At 60.2% G+C, this 17,505-nt stretch carries 10 protein-coding genes and 1 pseudogene; 9 read left to right on the forward strand and 2 right to left on the reverse strand.

Going from position 1 to position 17,505, the window contains the following annotated elements; all coding sequences use genetic code 11:
• The first annotated feature begins 13 nt into the window (after positions 1–13).
• The 7 genes and pseudogenes from rplJ to VHX65_01265 all read left to right on the forward strand — a co-directional run bounded on the left by rplJ (position 14) and on the right by VHX65_01265 (position 11,418).
• Positions 14–589, forward strand: a complete 576-nt coding sequence (rplJ, locus tag VHX65_01235) for a 50S ribosomal protein L10 (GenBank protein ID HEX3997152.1) — start codon at positions 14–16, stop codon at positions 587–589.
• A 149-nt stretch (positions 590–738) separates the two neighbouring features.
• Entirely contained in the window at positions 739–1,155 is a 417-nt protein-coding gene (gene rplL / locus VHX65_01240) for a 50S ribosomal protein L7/L12 (GenBank protein HEX3997153.1), read from the forward strand.
• 398 nt (positions 1,156–1,553) lie between these two features.
• Positions 1,554–5,264: a DNA-directed RNA polymerase subunit beta gene (gene rpoB, locus VHX65_01245; protein ID HEX3997154.1), complete on the forward strand. Its 3,711-nt coding sequence runs from the start codon at positions 1,554–1,556 to the stop codon at positions 5,262–5,264.
• Between the two features lie 317 nt (positions 5,265–5,581).
• Positions 5,582–5,812, forward strand: a complete 231-nt coding sequence (locus VHX65_01250; protein ID HEX3997155.1) for a DUF433 domain-containing protein — start codon at positions 5,582–5,584, stop codon at positions 5,810–5,812.
• Positions 5,812–6,084 (forward strand): annotated as a pseudogene (locus tag VHX65_01255) (DUF5615 family PIN-like protein). The gene VHX65_01250 and the pseudogene VHX65_01255 overlap by 1 nt, the downstream one beginning before the upstream one ends.
• 143 nt (positions 6,085–6,227) lie before the next feature.
• Entirely contained in the window at positions 6,228–10,565 is a 4,338-nt protein-coding gene (gene rpoC, locus VHX65_01260) for a DNA-directed RNA polymerase subunit beta' (GenBank protein ID HEX3997156.1), read from the forward strand.
• Between the two features lie 487 nt (positions 10,566–11,052).
• Positions 11,053–11,418 (forward strand): 4a-hydroxytetrahydrobiopterin dehydratase, encoded by a 366-nt coding sequence (locus tag VHX65_01265; protein HEX3997157.1) that lies wholly within the window; start codon positions 11,053–11,055, stop codon positions 11,416–11,418.
• A 34-nt stretch (positions 11,419–11,452) separates the two neighbouring features.
• Here the strand turns inward: VHX65_01265 and VHX65_01270 are convergent, their stop codons facing one another.
• Complete coding sequence (locus VHX65_01270) at positions 11,453–12,385, reverse strand: cobalamin-binding protein (protein ID HEX3997158.1); 933 nt, start codon at positions 12,383–12,385, stop codon at positions 11,453–11,455.
• A gap of 278 nt (positions 12,386–12,663) precedes the next feature.
• Positions 12,664–13,239 carry a mechanosensitive ion channel domain-containing protein gene (locus VHX65_01275; GenBank protein HEX3997159.1) on the reverse strand — a complete coding sequence of 192 codons (576 nt, stop codon included), beginning with the start codon at positions 13,237–13,239 and terminating at the stop codon, positions 12,664–12,666.
• A gap of 274 nt (positions 13,240–13,513) precedes the next feature.
• On the opposite strand from VHX65_01275, the gene VHX65_01280 reads away from it, so the two are divergent.
• Together VHX65_01280 and VHX65_01285 are read left to right on the forward strand one after the other, a co-directional pair.
• Complete coding sequence (locus VHX65_01280; protein HEX3997160.1) at positions 13,514–15,412, forward strand: GTPase; 1,899 nt, start codon at positions 13,514–13,516, stop codon at positions 15,410–15,412.
• A gap of 47 nt (positions 15,413–15,459) precedes the next feature.
• A complete protein-coding gene (locus VHX65_01285) occupies positions 15,460–17,370 on the forward strand; it encodes a dynamin family protein (GenBank protein ID HEX3997161.1) in 1,911 nt (636 codons plus the stop codon).
• Positions 17,371–17,505 lie beyond the last annotated feature (135 nt).

Below are 17,505 nucleotides of genomic sequence, written 5' to 3' on the forward strand. Positions count from 1 at the left end.
CGATGAACCGATCATGAGCAAACTTGTCAAAGACTTGGTGACCAAAGACCTGCGCAGTCAGCTTGCGGGAATCAACGATGTTTTGTTGGTGAATGTCGTCGGGCTCGATGCCATTCGGACGACGAAGCTTCGCCGCGAGCTGCGCAGCAAGAACATCCGCCTTGAAGTGGTAAAAAACAGCTTGGCCCGCCGGGCGACCGAAGGTACGTCGATCGCCACGGCCTTCGAAGGCATGTCGGGAACACTGGCGATCGTGTGGGGCGCCGAAGATGTCGTGTCGCTCGCGAAAGAGATCACGCGCTACACCGAGTTGAAGGAATTCGAGGGATTCCAGCCTCGCGGCGGCGCGATGGATGGCACGAAGCTGTCGGCGCCCGAAATCAAGGTCGTCAGCAAATGGCCCAGCCGGCAGGAACAACTGAGCATTTTGCTCGGCCAGATCCTCGGCCCGGGCGCGGAGCTGTCGGCTCAATTGATCGGCATGGGCGGATCGCTGGCGAGCCAAATCAAGCAACGTGCCGAGGATTTGGAAAAAGCGGCTCCTGCGGCGGAACCTGCCGCACCGGATGCTCAAGCAACTGCGCAATGACGAATGACAAAGAACTCCATGATCCGTGGGCTTCGAAACGGCTGATCGCTCATCATGTGGACATTCGCCATTCTTTAGTCATTCGTGATTAGAAAATCGTCATTCCCCTAAGTGACCCCGAAACTCTAAGAGAAGGATTGCAAGTAACCATGGCGACCGCTGAAGCGACTCGTGAGTTCTCCGCCGGTGCAAAAGATCTGGGCGAGAAGATTATCAGTTTGACCTTGAAAGAAGCCAAGGAACTGAGCGACTACTTGGAAGAGGTCCACGGCATCAAGCCCGCCGCCGGCGGCGCGGTGATGATGGCCGGCCCTGCGGCCGGCCCCGGCGCTGCTGCTCCGGCAGCCGAGGCAAAGACGGAGTTCGATGTGGTGCTCGAAGGCTTTGGCGACAAGAAGATCGGCGTGATCAAGGTCGTCCGGGCCGCCACGAGCTTGGGATTGAAGGAAGCCAAGGATCTCGTCGAAGGCGTTCCGAGCAAAGTCAAGGAGGGGATTTCGAAGGAAGACGCAGAGAAGCTCAAGAAGGAGTTGGAAGAAGCTGGCGCCACGGTTTCCATCAAGTAACACCGCTGAAACGCCAGTCGAATGCCGACCGCGGTGCGATCCGCTCGCACCGCGATTGCGCGTTGATGCGGTCCGCCGTTGTCGGCGGGCCGCTAGTCGATGAAGCACCTTCCTTATTCACGCGGCACGCGTGGCCATGAGGAGAGCCGCAAAGACCGCTTCGGTGGAGGGCCGAAAGGGAAGGCGTTCGCCGCCCCGCAGCGACGAACACCTTGCGGAGCTTTGCGTAATTCAACTTCGATTGCCCGCAACCCCGCACACGAGTCGCTTGATTCCACACGTCAAGCCACCGTCGATTTGCGATTTCCGAGAGGGTCAGGCTGTGCGCGTGCGCTCGCGCAGCCGATGTTCCCGCCGATTCATCGTCGGCAACTCAAATTAGGAGCTAAGAGCAGCCTATGGCTATCACGGCAGAACGACGTCTGCGTCCGAAAGAAGTCCGCCGCTTCGGCAGCCTCCGCCAACCGCATCAGATTCCCGATCTGACCCAAATTCAGACCCACAGCTACGACAACTTCCTCCAATACGAGATCCCGCTTCAAAAGCGCAAAGATCAGGGCATCGAGGGAGTGTTGCGGGAAATTTTCCCGATCGAAAGCTACGACAAGAATCTGCGGCTGGAATACATCCGCTACGAACTCGGCAAGCCACGCTACGAACCGGATGAATGCCGGCAACTGCGGCTGACCTATGGACGTCCGTTCCGCGTCTGGCTGCGGCTCACCAAGGAAGAGCCGATCGAAGAAGAAGTCTATCTCGGCGATATGCCGATCATGCTCGGTGGCGGCGAATTTATCATCAACGGGGCCGAGCGCGTCGTCGTCAGCCAATTGCACCGCAGCCCCGGCGTCGATTTTGTCGCCGATACGGAATCCGGCGAGCGCAAGCTGCATAGCTGCCGGATCATCCCCGAACGCGGCAGTTGGATCGAACTGAACATCTCGAAGAAGGACACGCTCTCGGTCCGCATCGATCAGAGCGGCAAGTTCTCGGCCATGACCTTGCTCCGGGCAATGGACCCGAAATACAGCCGCGACCCCGATTTGCTGCGCATTTTCTACCCCACGACGGTCGAGAAAATCGTCGATGGCCGCAGCGCCGCGAAAATCGAGGGCAAGATCGCCGTCGAAGATATCGTCTACCCGGCCGAAAGCGAAAAAGCCGGCGAGATCATTCTCGAATCGGGCCAGAAAATCACGAAGAACGCCGTGGAATTGATCATCACCTCGGGCCTGACTTCCGTCGAAGTGATGGCCGATGTCAAAGTGCCGCTGATTCTCAACAGCCTGGCGGAAGACAACACCGGCAGCCACGAAGAAGCCCTGCTGCGGATCTATCAGCGGCTCCGGCCAGGCAATCCGCCGCAATTGGAAAAGGCCCGGGCCTTGTTCCACGAAAAATTCTACGACACCAATCGCTACCGCCTGGGCCGCGTCGGCCGCTTCCGCATCAGCCGTAAGCTGAAGCTCGACATTCCGGAAACGGAAATGACGCTCCGGCCCGAGGATCTGATCGCCGCAATCAAGTATCTGCTCGCGCTCACGTCCGGCGACCCGGACGTCGAGGTCGACGATATCGACCACCTGGGCAATCGCCGCTTGCGAACGATCGACGAATTGGCTTGCGACGAATTGCGCAAGGGCTTCCTGAAGCTGCGGCGCACCGTCCAAGAGCGGATGAGCCTGAAAGACGTCGTCGACATGACGCCGCGCAGCTTGATCAATCCCAAGAGCATTTCCGCGGCGATCGAATACTTCTTCGGCCGCGGCGAATTGTCGCAAGTGGTCGACCAGACGAATCCGCTGTCGATGCTGACGCACGAGCGGCGGCTTTCGGCACTTGGCCCCGGCGGCTTGAATCGCAAACGGGCCGGTTTCGAAGTGCGCGACGTGCACATCTCGCACTACGGCCGCATCTGCCCGATCGAAACGCCGGAAGGCACGAACATCGGTCTGATCTCGAGCCTGGGCATCTATTCGGCCGTCGATGAATATGGATTCTTGATCACTCCGTATCGCAAAGTCCACAAGGGAAAATTGGCCGATGAGGTCGTGTGGCTTCGGGCCGATCAGGAAAGCGAAGCCTATCTGGCTCCCGCTGACGCCCCGGTCGTAAACGGCCATTTGCATGGCGACAACATCATCGCCCGCTTCCGCTCCGACTTCGTGTTAGTCTCGCCCGACAAGATTCAGTACATCGACGTGGCCCCGAGCCAGATGGTCGGCGTGTCCGCCGGCTTGATCCCATTCTTGGAACACGACGATGCCAACCGCGCGTTGATGGGCTCGAACATGCAGCGTCAAGCCGTGCCCCTGTTGATCACCGAGCCGCCGGTCGTGGCGACGGGCATGGAGCGAGATGTCGCCCAAAATTCGGGGATGATCGTTCGCGCTGCCCGCAAGGGAACGGTCACGTATGTCGACGCGAATCGGATCGAAATCGCCGGCGATGTTTATCACATGCGCAAATTCGTCGGCCTCAACGAACGCACCTGCCAAAACCAGAAGCCGATCGTCGAGTTGGGCCAAAAGGTCGAAAAGGCGGAGGTGATCGCCGACGGGGCTGCGACGTTCCGAGGCGAATTGGCCTTGGGCCGCAATGTGCTGGTCGGTTTCATGGCCTGGGATGGGTTCAACTTCGAAGATGCCATCATCATCAGCGAAGAATTGGTCGAGCGCGACGTGTACACGTCGATCCATATCGAAGAATTCGACATCGAAATTCGCGAAACCAAGTTGGGCCGCGAGGAATTCACTCGTGATATCCCCAACGTCAGCGAAAAAGCGCTGCGAAATCTCGATGAGACGGGCATCGTGCGAATCGGCACGTACGTGCGCCCCGGCGATATTCTGGTCGGCAAAGTTTCGCCGAAATCGAAGACCGAACTCACGCCGGAAGAAAAACTGTTGCACGCTATCTTCGGCCGAGCCGGCGAAGACGTGAAAAACGATTCGCTCGAAGTCCCCTCGGGCGTGGAAGGCATCGTCATCGACACGCAAAAGTTTTCGCGCCGCATGAGCCTCAGCGAAGACGAACGTAAGTCGTTCGAAAAGGCCCTCAAGGAAGCGGAAGCCGAAGGGAATGCCCAGATCGCGGCCGCCTTCGGCGATATGGTCGCCGAGATGGAAGGCATCTTGCAACGGCCGTTGACCGACGAAGACGGCACGCCGCTGGTGCGCGATCAGGAGCATCGCTTCGTCGCCGAGCGGGCCTTGCAATTCAAGCTCGATGCAATCGACATCCGCAGCCCGCAACGCAAGACGGAAGTCGAAAAGGCGTACAAGACCAAATGGCCGGCCATTGAGGCTGCCATCGATGCCCGCGATCGCAAGCTGAATAGCATGAAGCGCGGCGACGAATTGCGCAGCGGCGTGCTGCAGATGGTGAAGGTCTACATCGCGGCCAAGCGCGTGATCTCGGTCGGCGATAAGATGGCCGGCCGGCACGGGAACAAAGGTGTCATCGCCAAGATTCTGCCGAAGGAAGACATGCCGTTCCTGGCCGACGGCACGAGCGTGCAAATCCTGTTGAACCCGCTCGGCGTTCCCAGCCGCATGAACGTGGGCCAGATTCTGGAAACGCATCTCGGCTGGGCCGGCGCTTTGCTCGGTTTCCAAGCGATTACGCCGGTCTTCGACGGCGCCACGGAAGAGGCCATCGGCAAGTGCCTGACGGAAGCGAAACTTCCCAAGCACGGCAAGGCCCAACTCTTCGACGGGCGAACCGGAGAAGCGTTGGAGCAGGAAACCACCGTCGGCTACATCTACATGCTCAAACTGCACCATCTGGTCGACGACAAGGTGCATGCCCGGTCGACCGGCCCCTACTCGCTGATCACGCAGCAGCCGCTGGGTGGCAAGGCGCGATTCGGCGGCCAGCGGTTTGGGGAAATGGAAGTTTGGGCGCTCGAGGCCTACGGCGCGGCCTACGTGCTGCAAGAACTGCTGACGGTGAAAAGCGACGACGTCGAAGGCCGCACGAAAATCTACGAATCGATGGTCAAGGGAGAAAACACGCTCGAAGCCGGCACGCCCGCCAGCTTCGATGTGCTCACCAACGAAATTCGCGGACTGGCGCTCAACATGCAACTCGAAAAGCGACGGATTTAGCAGTTCGCGATTTCAAATTTGAAATCTGATAATGGCAACAACCGACGCAATGCAAGTCGTTCGCTTACGGAACAAGTGGTTGAATTACGCGACGTCAGGGCACTGTGGTAACAAAAAGCTACGCGACTGCAAGCCGGAGAGCCCGAGCTTCAGCATCCTCCAACGGATAGGCCCGGATGCGGAGCCCAACTACGTCCAGAAGCTCGAGGCCGGGTGGCAGGGCCGCCTCCACACGCGTAAGTTTGGACTAAACGACAACTAGCAAGAAATAAGGGACCGGAGGGCCATCTGCGGCGAATAAGAGCGGCGAATAAGACATGCCAAAGTACTCGCGTATCACCGTCCGGCCGGAGCAGATGGGCGGTGTGCCTTGTGTGCGCGGTCTGCGCATTCCCGTTGCCACCGTGGTCGGAATGGTCGCAGAGCGAATGACAGACGGCGAAAAATTGGCGCATTACCCCGATTTAGCGGCAGACGAAATCCACGAGTGTCTCCTGTTCGCCGCTGAGGCGGTTCGAGAACGCGAATTGCCCTTGGTCACGCTCTGATGAGATTTCTCATCGACAATGCGCTCTCACCCTGGCTTGCCGAGCAACTTCGCCACGCCGGCCACGACGCGGTGCATGTTCGACACTATGGGATGTAAGCGGACGAAGATGAAAGGATCTTCGATCGAGCGGCTGACGAACAACGAGTGCTGGTTTCAGCTGACACTGATTTTGGGCGATCTTGGCGGATCGCAACAGCCAACAGCCTTCGTTTATTTTGTTCCGCGGCGATTTGTCGCGGGTTCCAGCAAATCAGTTTCGTACTTTGTTAGCAAATTTACCCACCGTCTAAAGCGCTCTGAACGCCGGCGCGATCGTCGTGTTTGAATCACATCGAATTCGCGTTCGCAACCTGCCGCTCGCCTAGCGCGACTTTGCATACGAACCAATCGGTCTTCTCCCAGGAGCCTTGAATATGAGCACCGCAGACAGCTCTTACGACCGGATCAACGACTACACGGCGGTCAAGATCAGCCTGGCCCGGCCGCACGATATTCGCAGTTGGTCGTTCGGCGAAGTGAAAAAGCCGGAAACCATCAACTACCGCACCTACCGTCCGGAAAAAGACGGCCTGTTCTGCGAGCGCATCTTTGGCCCGGAAAAAGACTGGGAATGCGCCTGCGGCAAGTATCGCGGCATGAAATACAAGGGCATGATCTGCGATCGTTGCGGCGTGAAGGTGACGCACAGCCGCGTCCGCCGCAAGCGGATGGGCCACATCGAATTGGCTGCGCCGGTCGTGCATATCTGGTTTTTCAAGGCCATGCCGAGCCGCCTCGGCAATCTGCTCGACATGAAAACGACCAGCCTGGAAAAAGTGATCTACTTCCAGGACTACGTCGTCACGAACCCCGGCGACACGCCGCTGAAAAAGCAGCAATTGCTGACCGAGGAAGAATACCGCGCCGCGCGCGAGCAATATGGCGACGGCTCGTTCGAGGCCGAGATGGGCGCCGAAGCAGTGCGCAAGCTGCTCGTGGGTCTCGATTTGGTCACGCTCTCCAAGCAATTGCGCGAAGATTTGCACGAGACCAATTCCAAGCAAAAAAAGAAGGACCTCATCAATCGGCTGAAAATCGTCGAATCCATCCGCGATAGCGACAACAAGCCGGAATGGATGGTGCTCGACGTGATTCCGGTCATCCCGCCGGACTTGCGACCGCTGGTGCTGTTGGATTCGGGCAATTTCGCCACCAGCGACTTGAACGATCTCTACCGCCGCATCATCAACCGCAACAACCGCTTGAAAAAGCTGGTCGATCTGAATGCGCCAGAGGTGATCATCCGCAACGAAAAACGCATGCTCCAGCAATCGGTCGACGCGCTGTTCGACAACAATCGCTGCAAGCGGCCCGTGCTCGGATCGAGCAATCGCCCCTTGAAATCGCTGACCGACATGATCAAGGGGAAGCAGGGCCGCTTCCGCGAGAATCTGCTCGGCAAGCGCGTCGATTATTCCGCCCGTAGCGTGATCGTGGTCGGGCCGACTTTGCGGCTGCACCAATGCGGGCTGCCGAAAAAGATCGCGCTCGAATTGTTTCAGCCGTTCATCATTCGCCGGCTGAAAGAGCTCAACCACGCCGATACGATCAAAAGCGCCAAGAAGATGCTCGAGCGCAAGGACGATGAGGTATGGGATATCCTCGAAGAGGTGATCCGCAATCACCCCGTGCTTCTCAATCGCGCCCCGACGCTGCATCGCATGGGCATCCAGGCGTTCGAGCCGGTGTTGGTCGAAGGCAACGCGATCAAGCTGCACCCGCTGGTTTGCAAGGGATTCAACGCCGATTTCGATGGCGACCAGATGGCCGTCCATTTGCCGCTGTCGATTGAAGCCCAGGTCGAAGCCCATACGCTGATGATGGCCACGAACAACATCTTCAGCCCGGCCAACGGCGCGCCGATCATCAGCCCGTCGCAAGACGTGGTGATGGGTTGTTATTATCTGACGATGATTCTCCACGCCAGCCAGCAGGGCGAGGGGATGATTTTCTCATCGCTCGACGAAGTGCAGTTGGCCTATTCGCTCGGCGTCGTGAAGACGCACGCTCGGATCAAGGTCCGGCTGCCGAAGAATCGCCGGCTCAAAACCGACAACGAAGCGCTGGCCAAGCCAGGCGCGCTGATCGACACGACCGTCGGCCGCGTGATGTTCAATTCCACGCTCCCCGAGGGAATGCTGTTCTACAACCTTCCGATGCGTTCCAGCGAGTTGGCCAAGGTTATTTCGGATTGCTATCAAGCGCTCGGCCGGCGGAAGACCATCGATCTGCTCGACGATATGAACCGCCTCGGCTTCCGCAACAGTACGCGCAGCGGTCTTTCGTTTGCCACCGACGATCTCATCACACCGTCGAATAAGTCGCGAATCATCGGCGAAGCCGAAAAGTCGGTGCTCAAGATCTACAAGCTCTATCAACGCGGCATCATCACCGAAGGGGAGCGATACAACCAGGTGCTCGACGCTTGGACGCACGCCCGCGAAAAAATCACCACGGAAATGATGACCGAGCTGGAAAACGACCATCGGCATACGAACTACGTCAACCCGATCTTCTTGATGGCCCACTCGGGTGCCCGAGGCGGCGTCGAGCAAATTCGCCAGTTGGCCGGGATGCGCGGTTTGATGGCCAAGCCGTCGGGCAAGATCATCGAAACGCCGATCAAGGCCAACTTCCGCGAAGGGCTGACAGTGCTGGAATATTTCAGCTCGACGCACGGCGCCCGCAAAGGCTTGGCCGACACGGCCCTCAAGACGGCCGACTCCGGCTATCTGACCCGCAAGCTGGCCGACGTTGCCCAAAATGTCGTCATCACGATGCACGATTGCGGCACGACGCAAGGGATCACCAAGGGAGTAATCTACCGCGGTGAAAAGGTCGAAGTCGGTTTGGCTGATTCGATCCGCGGCCGCGTGAGCCGGGCCAACATCGTCAACCCGATCACCGACGAAATGGTGGTCGCCGAAAGCGAGCTAATCACTCCCAAGGTCGCGCGCCGGATCGAGGATCTCGGTCTGGAAAAGATTCAGGTTCGCAGCGCGCTCACCTGCGATGCCCCGCTGGGCATTTGCCGGTTGTGCTACGGCATGGACCTTTCGACCGGCACACTGGTCGAAGAAGGCATGGCCGTCGGAATCATCGGCGCCCAAAGCATCGGCGAACCGGGCACGCAACTCACCATGCGCACCTTCCACATCGGCGGCGTCGGTCAGCGCTCGATCGTCGACAACGAAAGCCGAGCCAAGAAGAACGGCGTCGTCCAGTTCACGCGGCTGAAAGTCGTGCGCAACGACGCGGGCGAGCAAGTCGTGCTCACGCGCAACGGCGAAATTCAAGTGTTGGACCCCAAGGGACGAGAACTCGAGAAATACGAAGTTCCCGCGGGCGCCATCCTGTTGGTCGAAGAGAACCAGGAAGTCAAGACCGGCACCGTTCTCTGCCAATGGGATCCGCACAGCATCCCGATTCTCGCCGAAGTCACCGGCAAGGTTCGCTACGAGGACGTGATCGAAGGCGAAACGATGCGCATCGAAAAGGACCCCAGCGGTCACGTTCGCCGCATGGTGCTCGAACACAAGGGGGATTTCCATCCGCAAGTGGTCTTGGAAGACGAGTCGGGAAAAATTCTCGACTTCTACTACCTGCCGGAAAAGGCCTATATCGAAGTGAACGAAGGCGATCAGGTCACGGCCGGAACGCTGCTGGCCAAAACGCCTCGTGAAGTATCCGGCACGCAAGACATCACCGGCGGTCTGCCGCGGGTGACCGAAATCTTCGAAGCCCGCAAGCCGAAGGATCCGGCCGTTATCGCCGAGATCGACGGAACGGTCGAACTGCTCGGCGAAAAACGCCGCGGCAAACGGACAATCATCGTCCGCAGCGAAAGCGGCATCGAGCGCGAACACCTCGTGTCGCACGGCAAGCACTTGCGCGTGCATGCCGGCGACTTTGTCCGGGCAGGCGAAGCCCTCGTCGATGGCCCGCTGGTGCCGCACGACATCCTCCGCATCTCCGGCGAAGAAGCCGTGCAGCAATACCTGGTTCGCGAAATTCAAAACGTCTATCGCAGCCAGCGCGTCGAAATCGATGACAAGCATATCGAGATCATCGTTTGCCAGATGCTCCGTAAAGTGCGGATCGAAAGCGTCGGCGACACCGGGCTGCTGCCGGGCAGCGTGATGGATAAGTTCGAATTCCGGGCCGTGAATCAGAACCTGTCGCAATGCGTGAAGATCACCGAAAAGGGAGACAGCGATTTCGCTCCCGGCACCATCGTGCCCAAGGATGCGCTGGAGCAGGTCAACGCTCAGATCGAAGCCCTCGGCGGCGAACCGTGCAAGGGCACCAAGCCCAAGCCGGCCACTGCCAGCACCCAGTTGCTCGGGATCACCAAGGCGGCCGTGCAAAGCTCCAGCTTCATCTCGGCCGCTAGCTTCCAGGAAACCACCAAAGTGCTCACCGAAGCGGCCTTGGCCGGCAAGGTGGACCACTTGGTAGGCCTGAAGGAAAACGTGATCCTCGGCCACTTGATTCCCGCCGGAACCGGCTTCCACACCTTCCAAGGCTCGGAAGTCCGAATCCGCAAGGAGGCGCTCGAAGCCTTGGCCCACGAACCGGAACGCGTCCTGCCTCGCCATTTCCCACTCCTGGAAACCGGCGATGCAGGCTCAAAAACTGCGACCGCCGAAGCCCCGGCCGCCACGAGCCTCGACTCCCTGCTCGGCGGCGACGGCAAAGCCGGCAAAGGCTAAAGACACGGCGCGCGATTGTCGCCGAAAACGGCGGCCCGAACTACGACGAGGGCTCCGATTCGGCGAGGGGGGCGGCCCGTAGCACTGCATGGGGCGAAACTGACCCTATGCCGCGCTAAACCAACGCGAATACAAGAAGACGAGCCCGTGGTTTTAAGAACCCCGGGCTTCGTCCGATCTTTGGGGCAAAAATAGGCGGCGGATGGACGGCGCAAAAGCCGACACGCAAGTCGAGCCCCTTGGGACGCCCTCTTCACTTGCCTCGGCGCGGACGCGAAAATGTCGCTACGATTCCGGCGGCGCGCGTGGGTTGGCGCGCCGCGTTGATCCTCGCCGGAGATGTCTTCGTGCGGTGTAACCCGGGCGTCGCCATGCAATGGATCCGATTCAGCGACCTAACCGGGCCGGAGAGCAGGTAAGCGACGATCCGAGTAAACTGAGAATCCTCACGAAGAAACCTTATTGCCCACCTTGGGAGGGTTTTGCAATGCAAACGCAAACCGACAGCCAATTGGTCGCCAAGAAATGTGTTCCCTGTGAAGGGGGCGTGCCCAAGTATTCCTGGGCCGAGGCAGAAGAGCAGTTAAAATCCCTCGACGGCTGGCATCTGACACACGACGGCCAGCGGGTTCGCAAGGACTGGCTGGTCAAAAACTTCATGGCCGGGATGGATTTTTTCAACGCCGTCGCTCGGCTCGCGGAAGACGAGCAGCATCATCCCGATCTGCATCTCGAGGGCTACCGAAACGCGTGGATCGAAATCTGGACGCACGCCATCGGTGGCCTTTCGGAAAACGATTTCATCCTGGCAGCTAAAATCGATCGCCTGCCCGTGACGTTGAAGGGCGGCTAGAGATCGGCCCTTCAATATGCAATTGGTCCCGCCGCTAAAGCATTGGGCTCCAGCCGCCCACGGCCTGCGGCGGGGCTGCGAATTGATCGGGATGCAGCAGGTGGGCGACGACTTCGAGACTATCGACCAGCCGGGGGCCCGATCGATTGAGATATGCGTTGCCATCGACGGCGAAAACCCGTCCGTTGCGAACGGCCGTCATTCCTTGCCAACCTGAAATTCTCGTCAATGCCCGCGCTTCGTCGAGCGTGCGGTTCAATTCGAAGCCGCAAGGGCTGATGAGGATCACTTGCGGATCGTAAGCGAGCACGTCGGGCCAAGCATGATACGTGCTATGCCGGCCGCCGATCGATAAACCATTTCGCCCGCCGGCCAGCTCGATGATCTCGGGCACCCAGTTGGCAGCCAGCATCAACGGCTCGGTCCATTCGATGCACACGACGCGCGGCCGCGCGGCCTCGGCCAATCCGGCCGTTTGGCGGCGGATCATGTCGATCCGAGATTCGAGTTCGGCGAGGCAGCGATCGGCCGCGGCACTTGACCCGGCCGCTTCACCGACGCGCCGCAAATCGTTCAGCACATCGTCCAATCCTTGGGGATTCAGCGCGACGACGCGGCAATCGGCCAATCGCGGATCGCTCGCCACCGCGGAAAGCACATCCTCGTAACTGACCGCGCAAACGTCGCACTGCTGCTGCGTGACGATCAGATCGGGCTTCAAACGGCCGAGCAATTCAACGTCCAAGCCATACAGCGGCCTGGCCGCGGCCGCCAATTCGCGCACCTGCGAATCGATGGCCGCACTCGATGCCGAAGCCGCGATGTGCGACATCGTCACTCGCGGCAATTGGCTTACCGCCGGGGGCCAATCGCATTCATGGCTCACCGCCACGACGCGTTCTCCCAGCCCGAGGACGAATAACATTTCGGTCGCGGCGGACAGCAGCGAAGCAATGCGACAGGCCATGCGAGAGCCACGAAGGATGAAGAGATTTAATCACGAAAGGCGGGAAAACACGCGCAAAAATCTGCCATTGCAAACACTAGTTCGAAGCGTAAGCGAGGATGCGCCGCGAAAGAGCACGGACTTGCTCTGTAGAAAACCTGGCGCGATTGTACCCCTCACGAAATCCATGCCATCCAACAGCCCACGATTTTGGCGTTTGTTGCACGCGAAGTGGGTACAGTCATAGTGCGCCGGACGAGGAGTTTTCTACAAAGCAGCACGGACTCCGAATTCGGCTTTCACGTCTTTGGCAAGTTCGCGTTGCTGGGTGGTTTTTCGGCCGGCGCGGCGGCGCGGAAAATGGTGATGCAGTTCGTGAATAGATAGGAATTCGGAACCAGGATTCGGCGGTCGGCAACTTCCAAGGTCGTATAACGCAAGTCGATATGAATCACTTCCCCTTCCAACGCGATATTCGAAAACACCGAGATTCGATCGCTGCGGCGAAATGGTTGGTACATCAAAATCAGCACGCCCGCCAACGCATTGGAGATGATGTCTTTCAATGCGAAGCCGACCGCGAAACCGGTCAGCCCCAGACCGGTCACCATGGCTGCGACATTCACGCCCAGCGTGCCAAGCGCCGTGACGACGCCGACCAACAGCAGCGAAACTTTGATCCCCCGCGTAACGATCCCCAGCGCGTCGCTCTCGATCAAGCGCGTCGATCCGAAGCGGCGCACCAATCGATCGAGCCCCGCCGCGATCAGCCAAAATGCCAACAATAGACCCGCGGCTGCCAAGATTTTCGGCACATACAGCAGGGCTTGCGCTGTGACGGTCCGCCAGACTTGTTCGTTGAAGGTGAGAGGCATCGGCACCTTGGCACTCTTATCAGACGGTTCGCGATTGCGTCGAGCCCCAAATCAGGGCAATTTTACCGCAAGCGAAAATGGACCGCATTCGCCCGAACCTGTCAAGCATAATAGGCCGTGTGCGACAACTCGCGATCGTGATCCCGAGCAGCGGGCTCGCGCCGGGGTCGTCGCCAGGCGGCAGCCTCGGCGCCATAATCCTGTCCCTCGACCCACGCTCCCCGAATCGCCGCTGGACTCGTAGAATCAAACGTCCGAGAAACGGAGCCGCCCTTTGACCAGCCGAACGCTTAGCTACCGCGATTGGGTCGCGCAGGTCGCGGCATTGGCCGGCGCGGTGCGCAAAATCGACAGGCTTGGGCAAGCGATGGGGCTACGTCCCGCGGCGGAGGCCGAGTGGCACGGCAACCTGTTTCAAAAGCTGCTGCCGCAACTCGCCGAGGAACCGTTTCTCGTCGTGGCCGTCACCGGCGGGACCAACACCGGCAAGAGCGCGATCTTCAATCATCTCGTCGGCAGCCGCACCAGCCTCGTCGATCCAAACGCCACGCAGACGCGCCATCCGGTTTGCTCGGCCGCCAAAGCGTTCCTGGCCAACCACGCCCCGGAACTCGCCCGCGTGTTTGCCGACTTCGAATTGCGCCCCTGGCATTCCGAACGCGATGCAGTCGACGACGGACCGGCGAATGCGCTGATCGTGCGGGAAGAGCCGGGCGGCACACAGCCCGAGCGATTGTTGCTGCTCGACACGCCCGACGTCGATGGCACGCTCAAGGAAAACTGGCGGCTTGCCGAAATCGTGCGCCATGCGGCCGACGTGCTGGTTTGCGTGCTGACACAGCAAAAATACAACGACGCGGCGATCCGCGATTTCTTTCGTCCGGCCGCCGACGTGGATAAAACCGTTCTGGTCGTGTTCAACATGGTCAATCAGCCGGACTCGCGGCGGCAACGCGAGGTTATCGCCGGCTGGCTGAAAACGTTTCGAGCCGCGACTGGCGTCGATCCGGTGCAGGCGTACGTCGCTCCTTGGGACGAGCCAGCCGTCGAAGCCAACCGTCTACATTTCTATCCGCTCACGCCCGGCGCGACCAACCCGCGGCAAGATCTCGCCGATTTGCAGTTCGACGCGATCAAGATTCGCTCGTTTCGCGGCAGCTTGCGCGGAGTGCTCGATCCGGGGAAGGGTTTGCCGGCGTATCTGGCGATCCTCGAACGGCGAGCGCAGGAATATTCCCAGGCGCGCGACGTGCTTTGCCGCATGAACTACTCCGATCGACTCGATCTGCCGCCGTTTCCGCCTCGGCGATTGATGGACGAAATCTGGCGTTGGCTGGAGCCGCGCCGCACGCGGCTCGACCGGTTTGTGCACGGGGCCTATGCCGCGGGTTGGACCGCCGTGACCGCGGCAATCCGGAGCGCCCAAGCAGTTGCGTTGCGGCTGGCTGGCAGCATGCCGGCCGAAGCCGAGCCGGACGAAGCGACGCTGTTTCACCAGCGCGAGCGAGATTGCCTGCGAATCGCCGTCGCTCGATGGTTGGAACAGTTGAACGAATACCGCCGCATTGGCAGCGAATTACTTCGGACCGAGCTCGAGCGCGCTCTCGATGCTGTCGACCGGCAGCAACTGTTCGACGAGCTCGAAGCCCGGCATCGCATGATGCCGATGATCAGCGATTCGTCGCGGAAATTCATCCACGACGAACTGGATGCGTTCGAGCGGCAAAATCCGCGATTGGTGAAAACTCTCACCGCGGGCCTGCTGGCCGCCGCGGTTGCTCGGCCGGCGGCGAGCATCACGTTGGGCTACATGGGTGGCCACGCGTTCGATCAGTTGGCTTGGCATGTGGTGGTCAATTGGCTCACCGATTTTACGGCCGGGGCTGCGGGCGCAGCGGTCGGCGAAGCGGCAGCCCTGCAAACCGGCCAGATCGCACTGGTACCGCTGATCCGGCGGCTGTACGCACGGCTGTATAAGGAACGCACCGAGGTGCTATTCAATGAATTGAAGCAACTCGTGTTGGGGCCGACCCTCGAGCGCATCGACCGCTTCGCCAACGCGGCCAAGACCGACAATTTTTTCACCGCCGTGCGCGCGATCGACGAATTGCGGTCATCGTTGGCCACGGCCGAATCCGCCGCTGGCCCCGTCACGAATTCCGGCATTATTTAGCGACGCACACAGCCCCGGGCCCTTTCATCCACCACCACGGAAATTGCGTGAGCGACTACGACGAAGATCAGCAATTGGCCGAATTCGATCGGCTGCTGGCGGCGATCAACGAATGGACTGCGCGGGCCCCGCACTGGCCGTCGTTCGCGAAGGCGGCGGCGATCTGGGCCCGCGTCGAACCGCGGCTCCGCGAATTGCAAAGCCGGCTCGACCGGGTGCTGGTCGTCGGCATCGTCGGCGGCACGGGAACCGGGAAAAGCACGCTCGTCAACGCGTTGGTCGGCACATGCGTGTCGCCGGCCAGCGATATTCAGCGGCCGACCACGACCCGGCCCGTCGTCGTTTGCCATCCCGATGTCGATGCGTCGTTTCTCAATGTTGGCCGGAGCGTCGCCGGATCCGACGCCACACCGACTCGAAGCGTCGGTGAACCCGACCGCGATGGACCTTCGCTCGCGGCGCCATTCGAACTCACGAAGGTCGATGCGCCGCTGCTCGCGGGGATGATCCTGATCGACTGCCCGGACCCCGACACGCAGGGCGATGCGACGGAAGAAACCGCGAACCGCAATCGGGATTTGTTGCGCCGCGTGTTGCCGCAATGCGACGTGATGCTGTTTGTCGCTACCGCGCAAAAGTACAAAACGGCCGCTGTCGCCGAAGAAGTTTTGGCGCATGCGCCCGGACGGCAAGTCGTGTTCGTCCAAACCCATGCAACCCGCGATCACGATATTCGCGCGGATTGGAGGCGGCAGTTGGAAGCGATGGGCTTCATCGTGCCGCCTATGTTCTTGATCGATAGCGAGGAGGCGCTTGCCGCCCACGAGCGCGGCGAGCCGGCGATGCCCGCCTTGCAACAATTGCGGGAGTTTCTAAGAACCGAACTAGCCGCGCGAGCGCGGCATCGCATCCGCCGCGGCAACGCCCTCGATCTGGTCGCCTGGTGGCAGGCACGGGCGAGGCAAGAAGCCGAGAATCTGTGGCCCGCGGTCGCGGCGCTCGAGGCACGAATCGCCGTTGAAGAGGCTCGGCTTTCCGGTCAAGTGCGCGACCGTTTGGCGACCCGATGGCGTGCGAATCGGCAGTGGTGGCGACAATTGCTCTTCGAGCAAGCGACGCGGCGCTGGGGTAGCGGGCCCTTTGCCGCGTTCTTGCGGTTCGTCAACCGGCCGCTCGCGCCGTGGCGGTCGTTTGCGCCGCTCACCCACGGATTTCTGTTAGGATCCGCGCTGACGCAGCAATCGCGTGGGCCAAGGCCAACGATGCCCGTCGTCGCCAATGGAGGGTCTCCAGATTCCGACGGTGATTGGACATCCGCCGCCGAGATTGGCATTAGCGAAGCCGATCTGGCGGAGGCGCGCAGCGTGCTCGCGCAGCAGGCGAATCGAGCGGGACTATCGGCGACGGATTCGGATGGCGACAATTCGGCTACGAGCGACGCGCAGCAAGTGGCGATCGGTTCGATGATTCGGCAACTTGGCGGACGTGCGGCGGCAGCGGTCGATTTGGCGATCGAACGCAGGGTCGCCCGCTATGCAGGTCCGATCTTTCACGGCTTCTTGGAAGCCCTGTTCATCCTCTTGCTGGGCTTGCTTGTCGCACGCCTGGGCTGGAATTTTTTCTATGAATACACATGGCTCGGCAAGCCGCTGCTGGGACTGGATTACCTCGTGTATGCGGCGATATGGCTGTTCGTTTGGGGTCTTTTCCTGCGCTGGCTATTGGCCATCCGAATGGAACGCGGCTGGCGGCGAGAGATTTCGGCATTGGCCGAGAATTTGAATTGCCGCGAAATTGTCGGCCAATTATTTGCCGATTTTCGCCGTCCCGCCGCCCGAATCCGGCGACACGTTGCGGCACTCGAAGCGATCGATGCCCAGCGGCGCCAGCTTGGCGATCGAAGCGGCAGCGAGTCGAACGGCGACCGCGGCCGACTCGGCCGGCTGCGGCAGGAATGAGTCGTTATGAAATGCCGGAAATCCGGTCGAGGGCGAAGCAACCGCCTCCGGTTTCAGGTCCGAACAATCGCCGCTCGCGAATTACGGCCATGGACAAGTCGAAGCTGATTCCTCAACCGGCGGCCGTGGCGATCT

Source organism: Pirellulales bacterium (assembly GCA_036267355.1).
Taxonomy (GTDB): Bacteria; Planctomycetota; Planctomycetia; order Pirellulales; family DATAWG01; genus DATAWG01.

Coding starts and splice junctions, on each gene's coding strand:
- VHX65_01250 (HEX3997155.1), top strand. CDS start 5,582: ATGCCAAAGTACTCGCGTATCACCGTCCGGCCGGAGCAGATGGGCGGT.
- VHX65_01275 (HEX3997159.1), bottom strand. CDS start 13,239: ATGCCTCTCACCTTCAACGAACAAGTCTGGCGGACCGTCACAGCGCAA.
- rpoC (HEX3997156.1), top strand. CDS start 6,228: ATGAGCACCGCAGACAGCTCTTACGACCGGATCAACGACTACACGGCG.
- rpoB (HEX3997154.1), top strand. CDS start 1,554: ATGGCTATCACGGCAGAACGACGTCTGCGTCCGAAAGAAGTCCGCCGC.
- VHX65_01265 (HEX3997157.1), top strand. CDS start 11,053: ATGCAAACGCAAACCGACAGCCAATTGGTCGCCAAGAAATGTGTTCCC.
- rplL (HEX3997153.1), top strand. CDS start 739: ATGGCGACCGCTGAAGCGACTCGTGAGTTCTCCGCCGGTGCAAAAGAT.
- rplJ (HEX3997152.1), top strand. CDS start 14: ATGAGCAAACTTGTCAAAGACTTGGTGACCAAAGACCTGCGCAGTCAG.
- VHX65_01270 (HEX3997158.1), bottom strand. CDS start 12,385: ATGGCCTGTCGCATTGCTTCGCTGCTGTCCGCCGCGACCGAAATGTTA.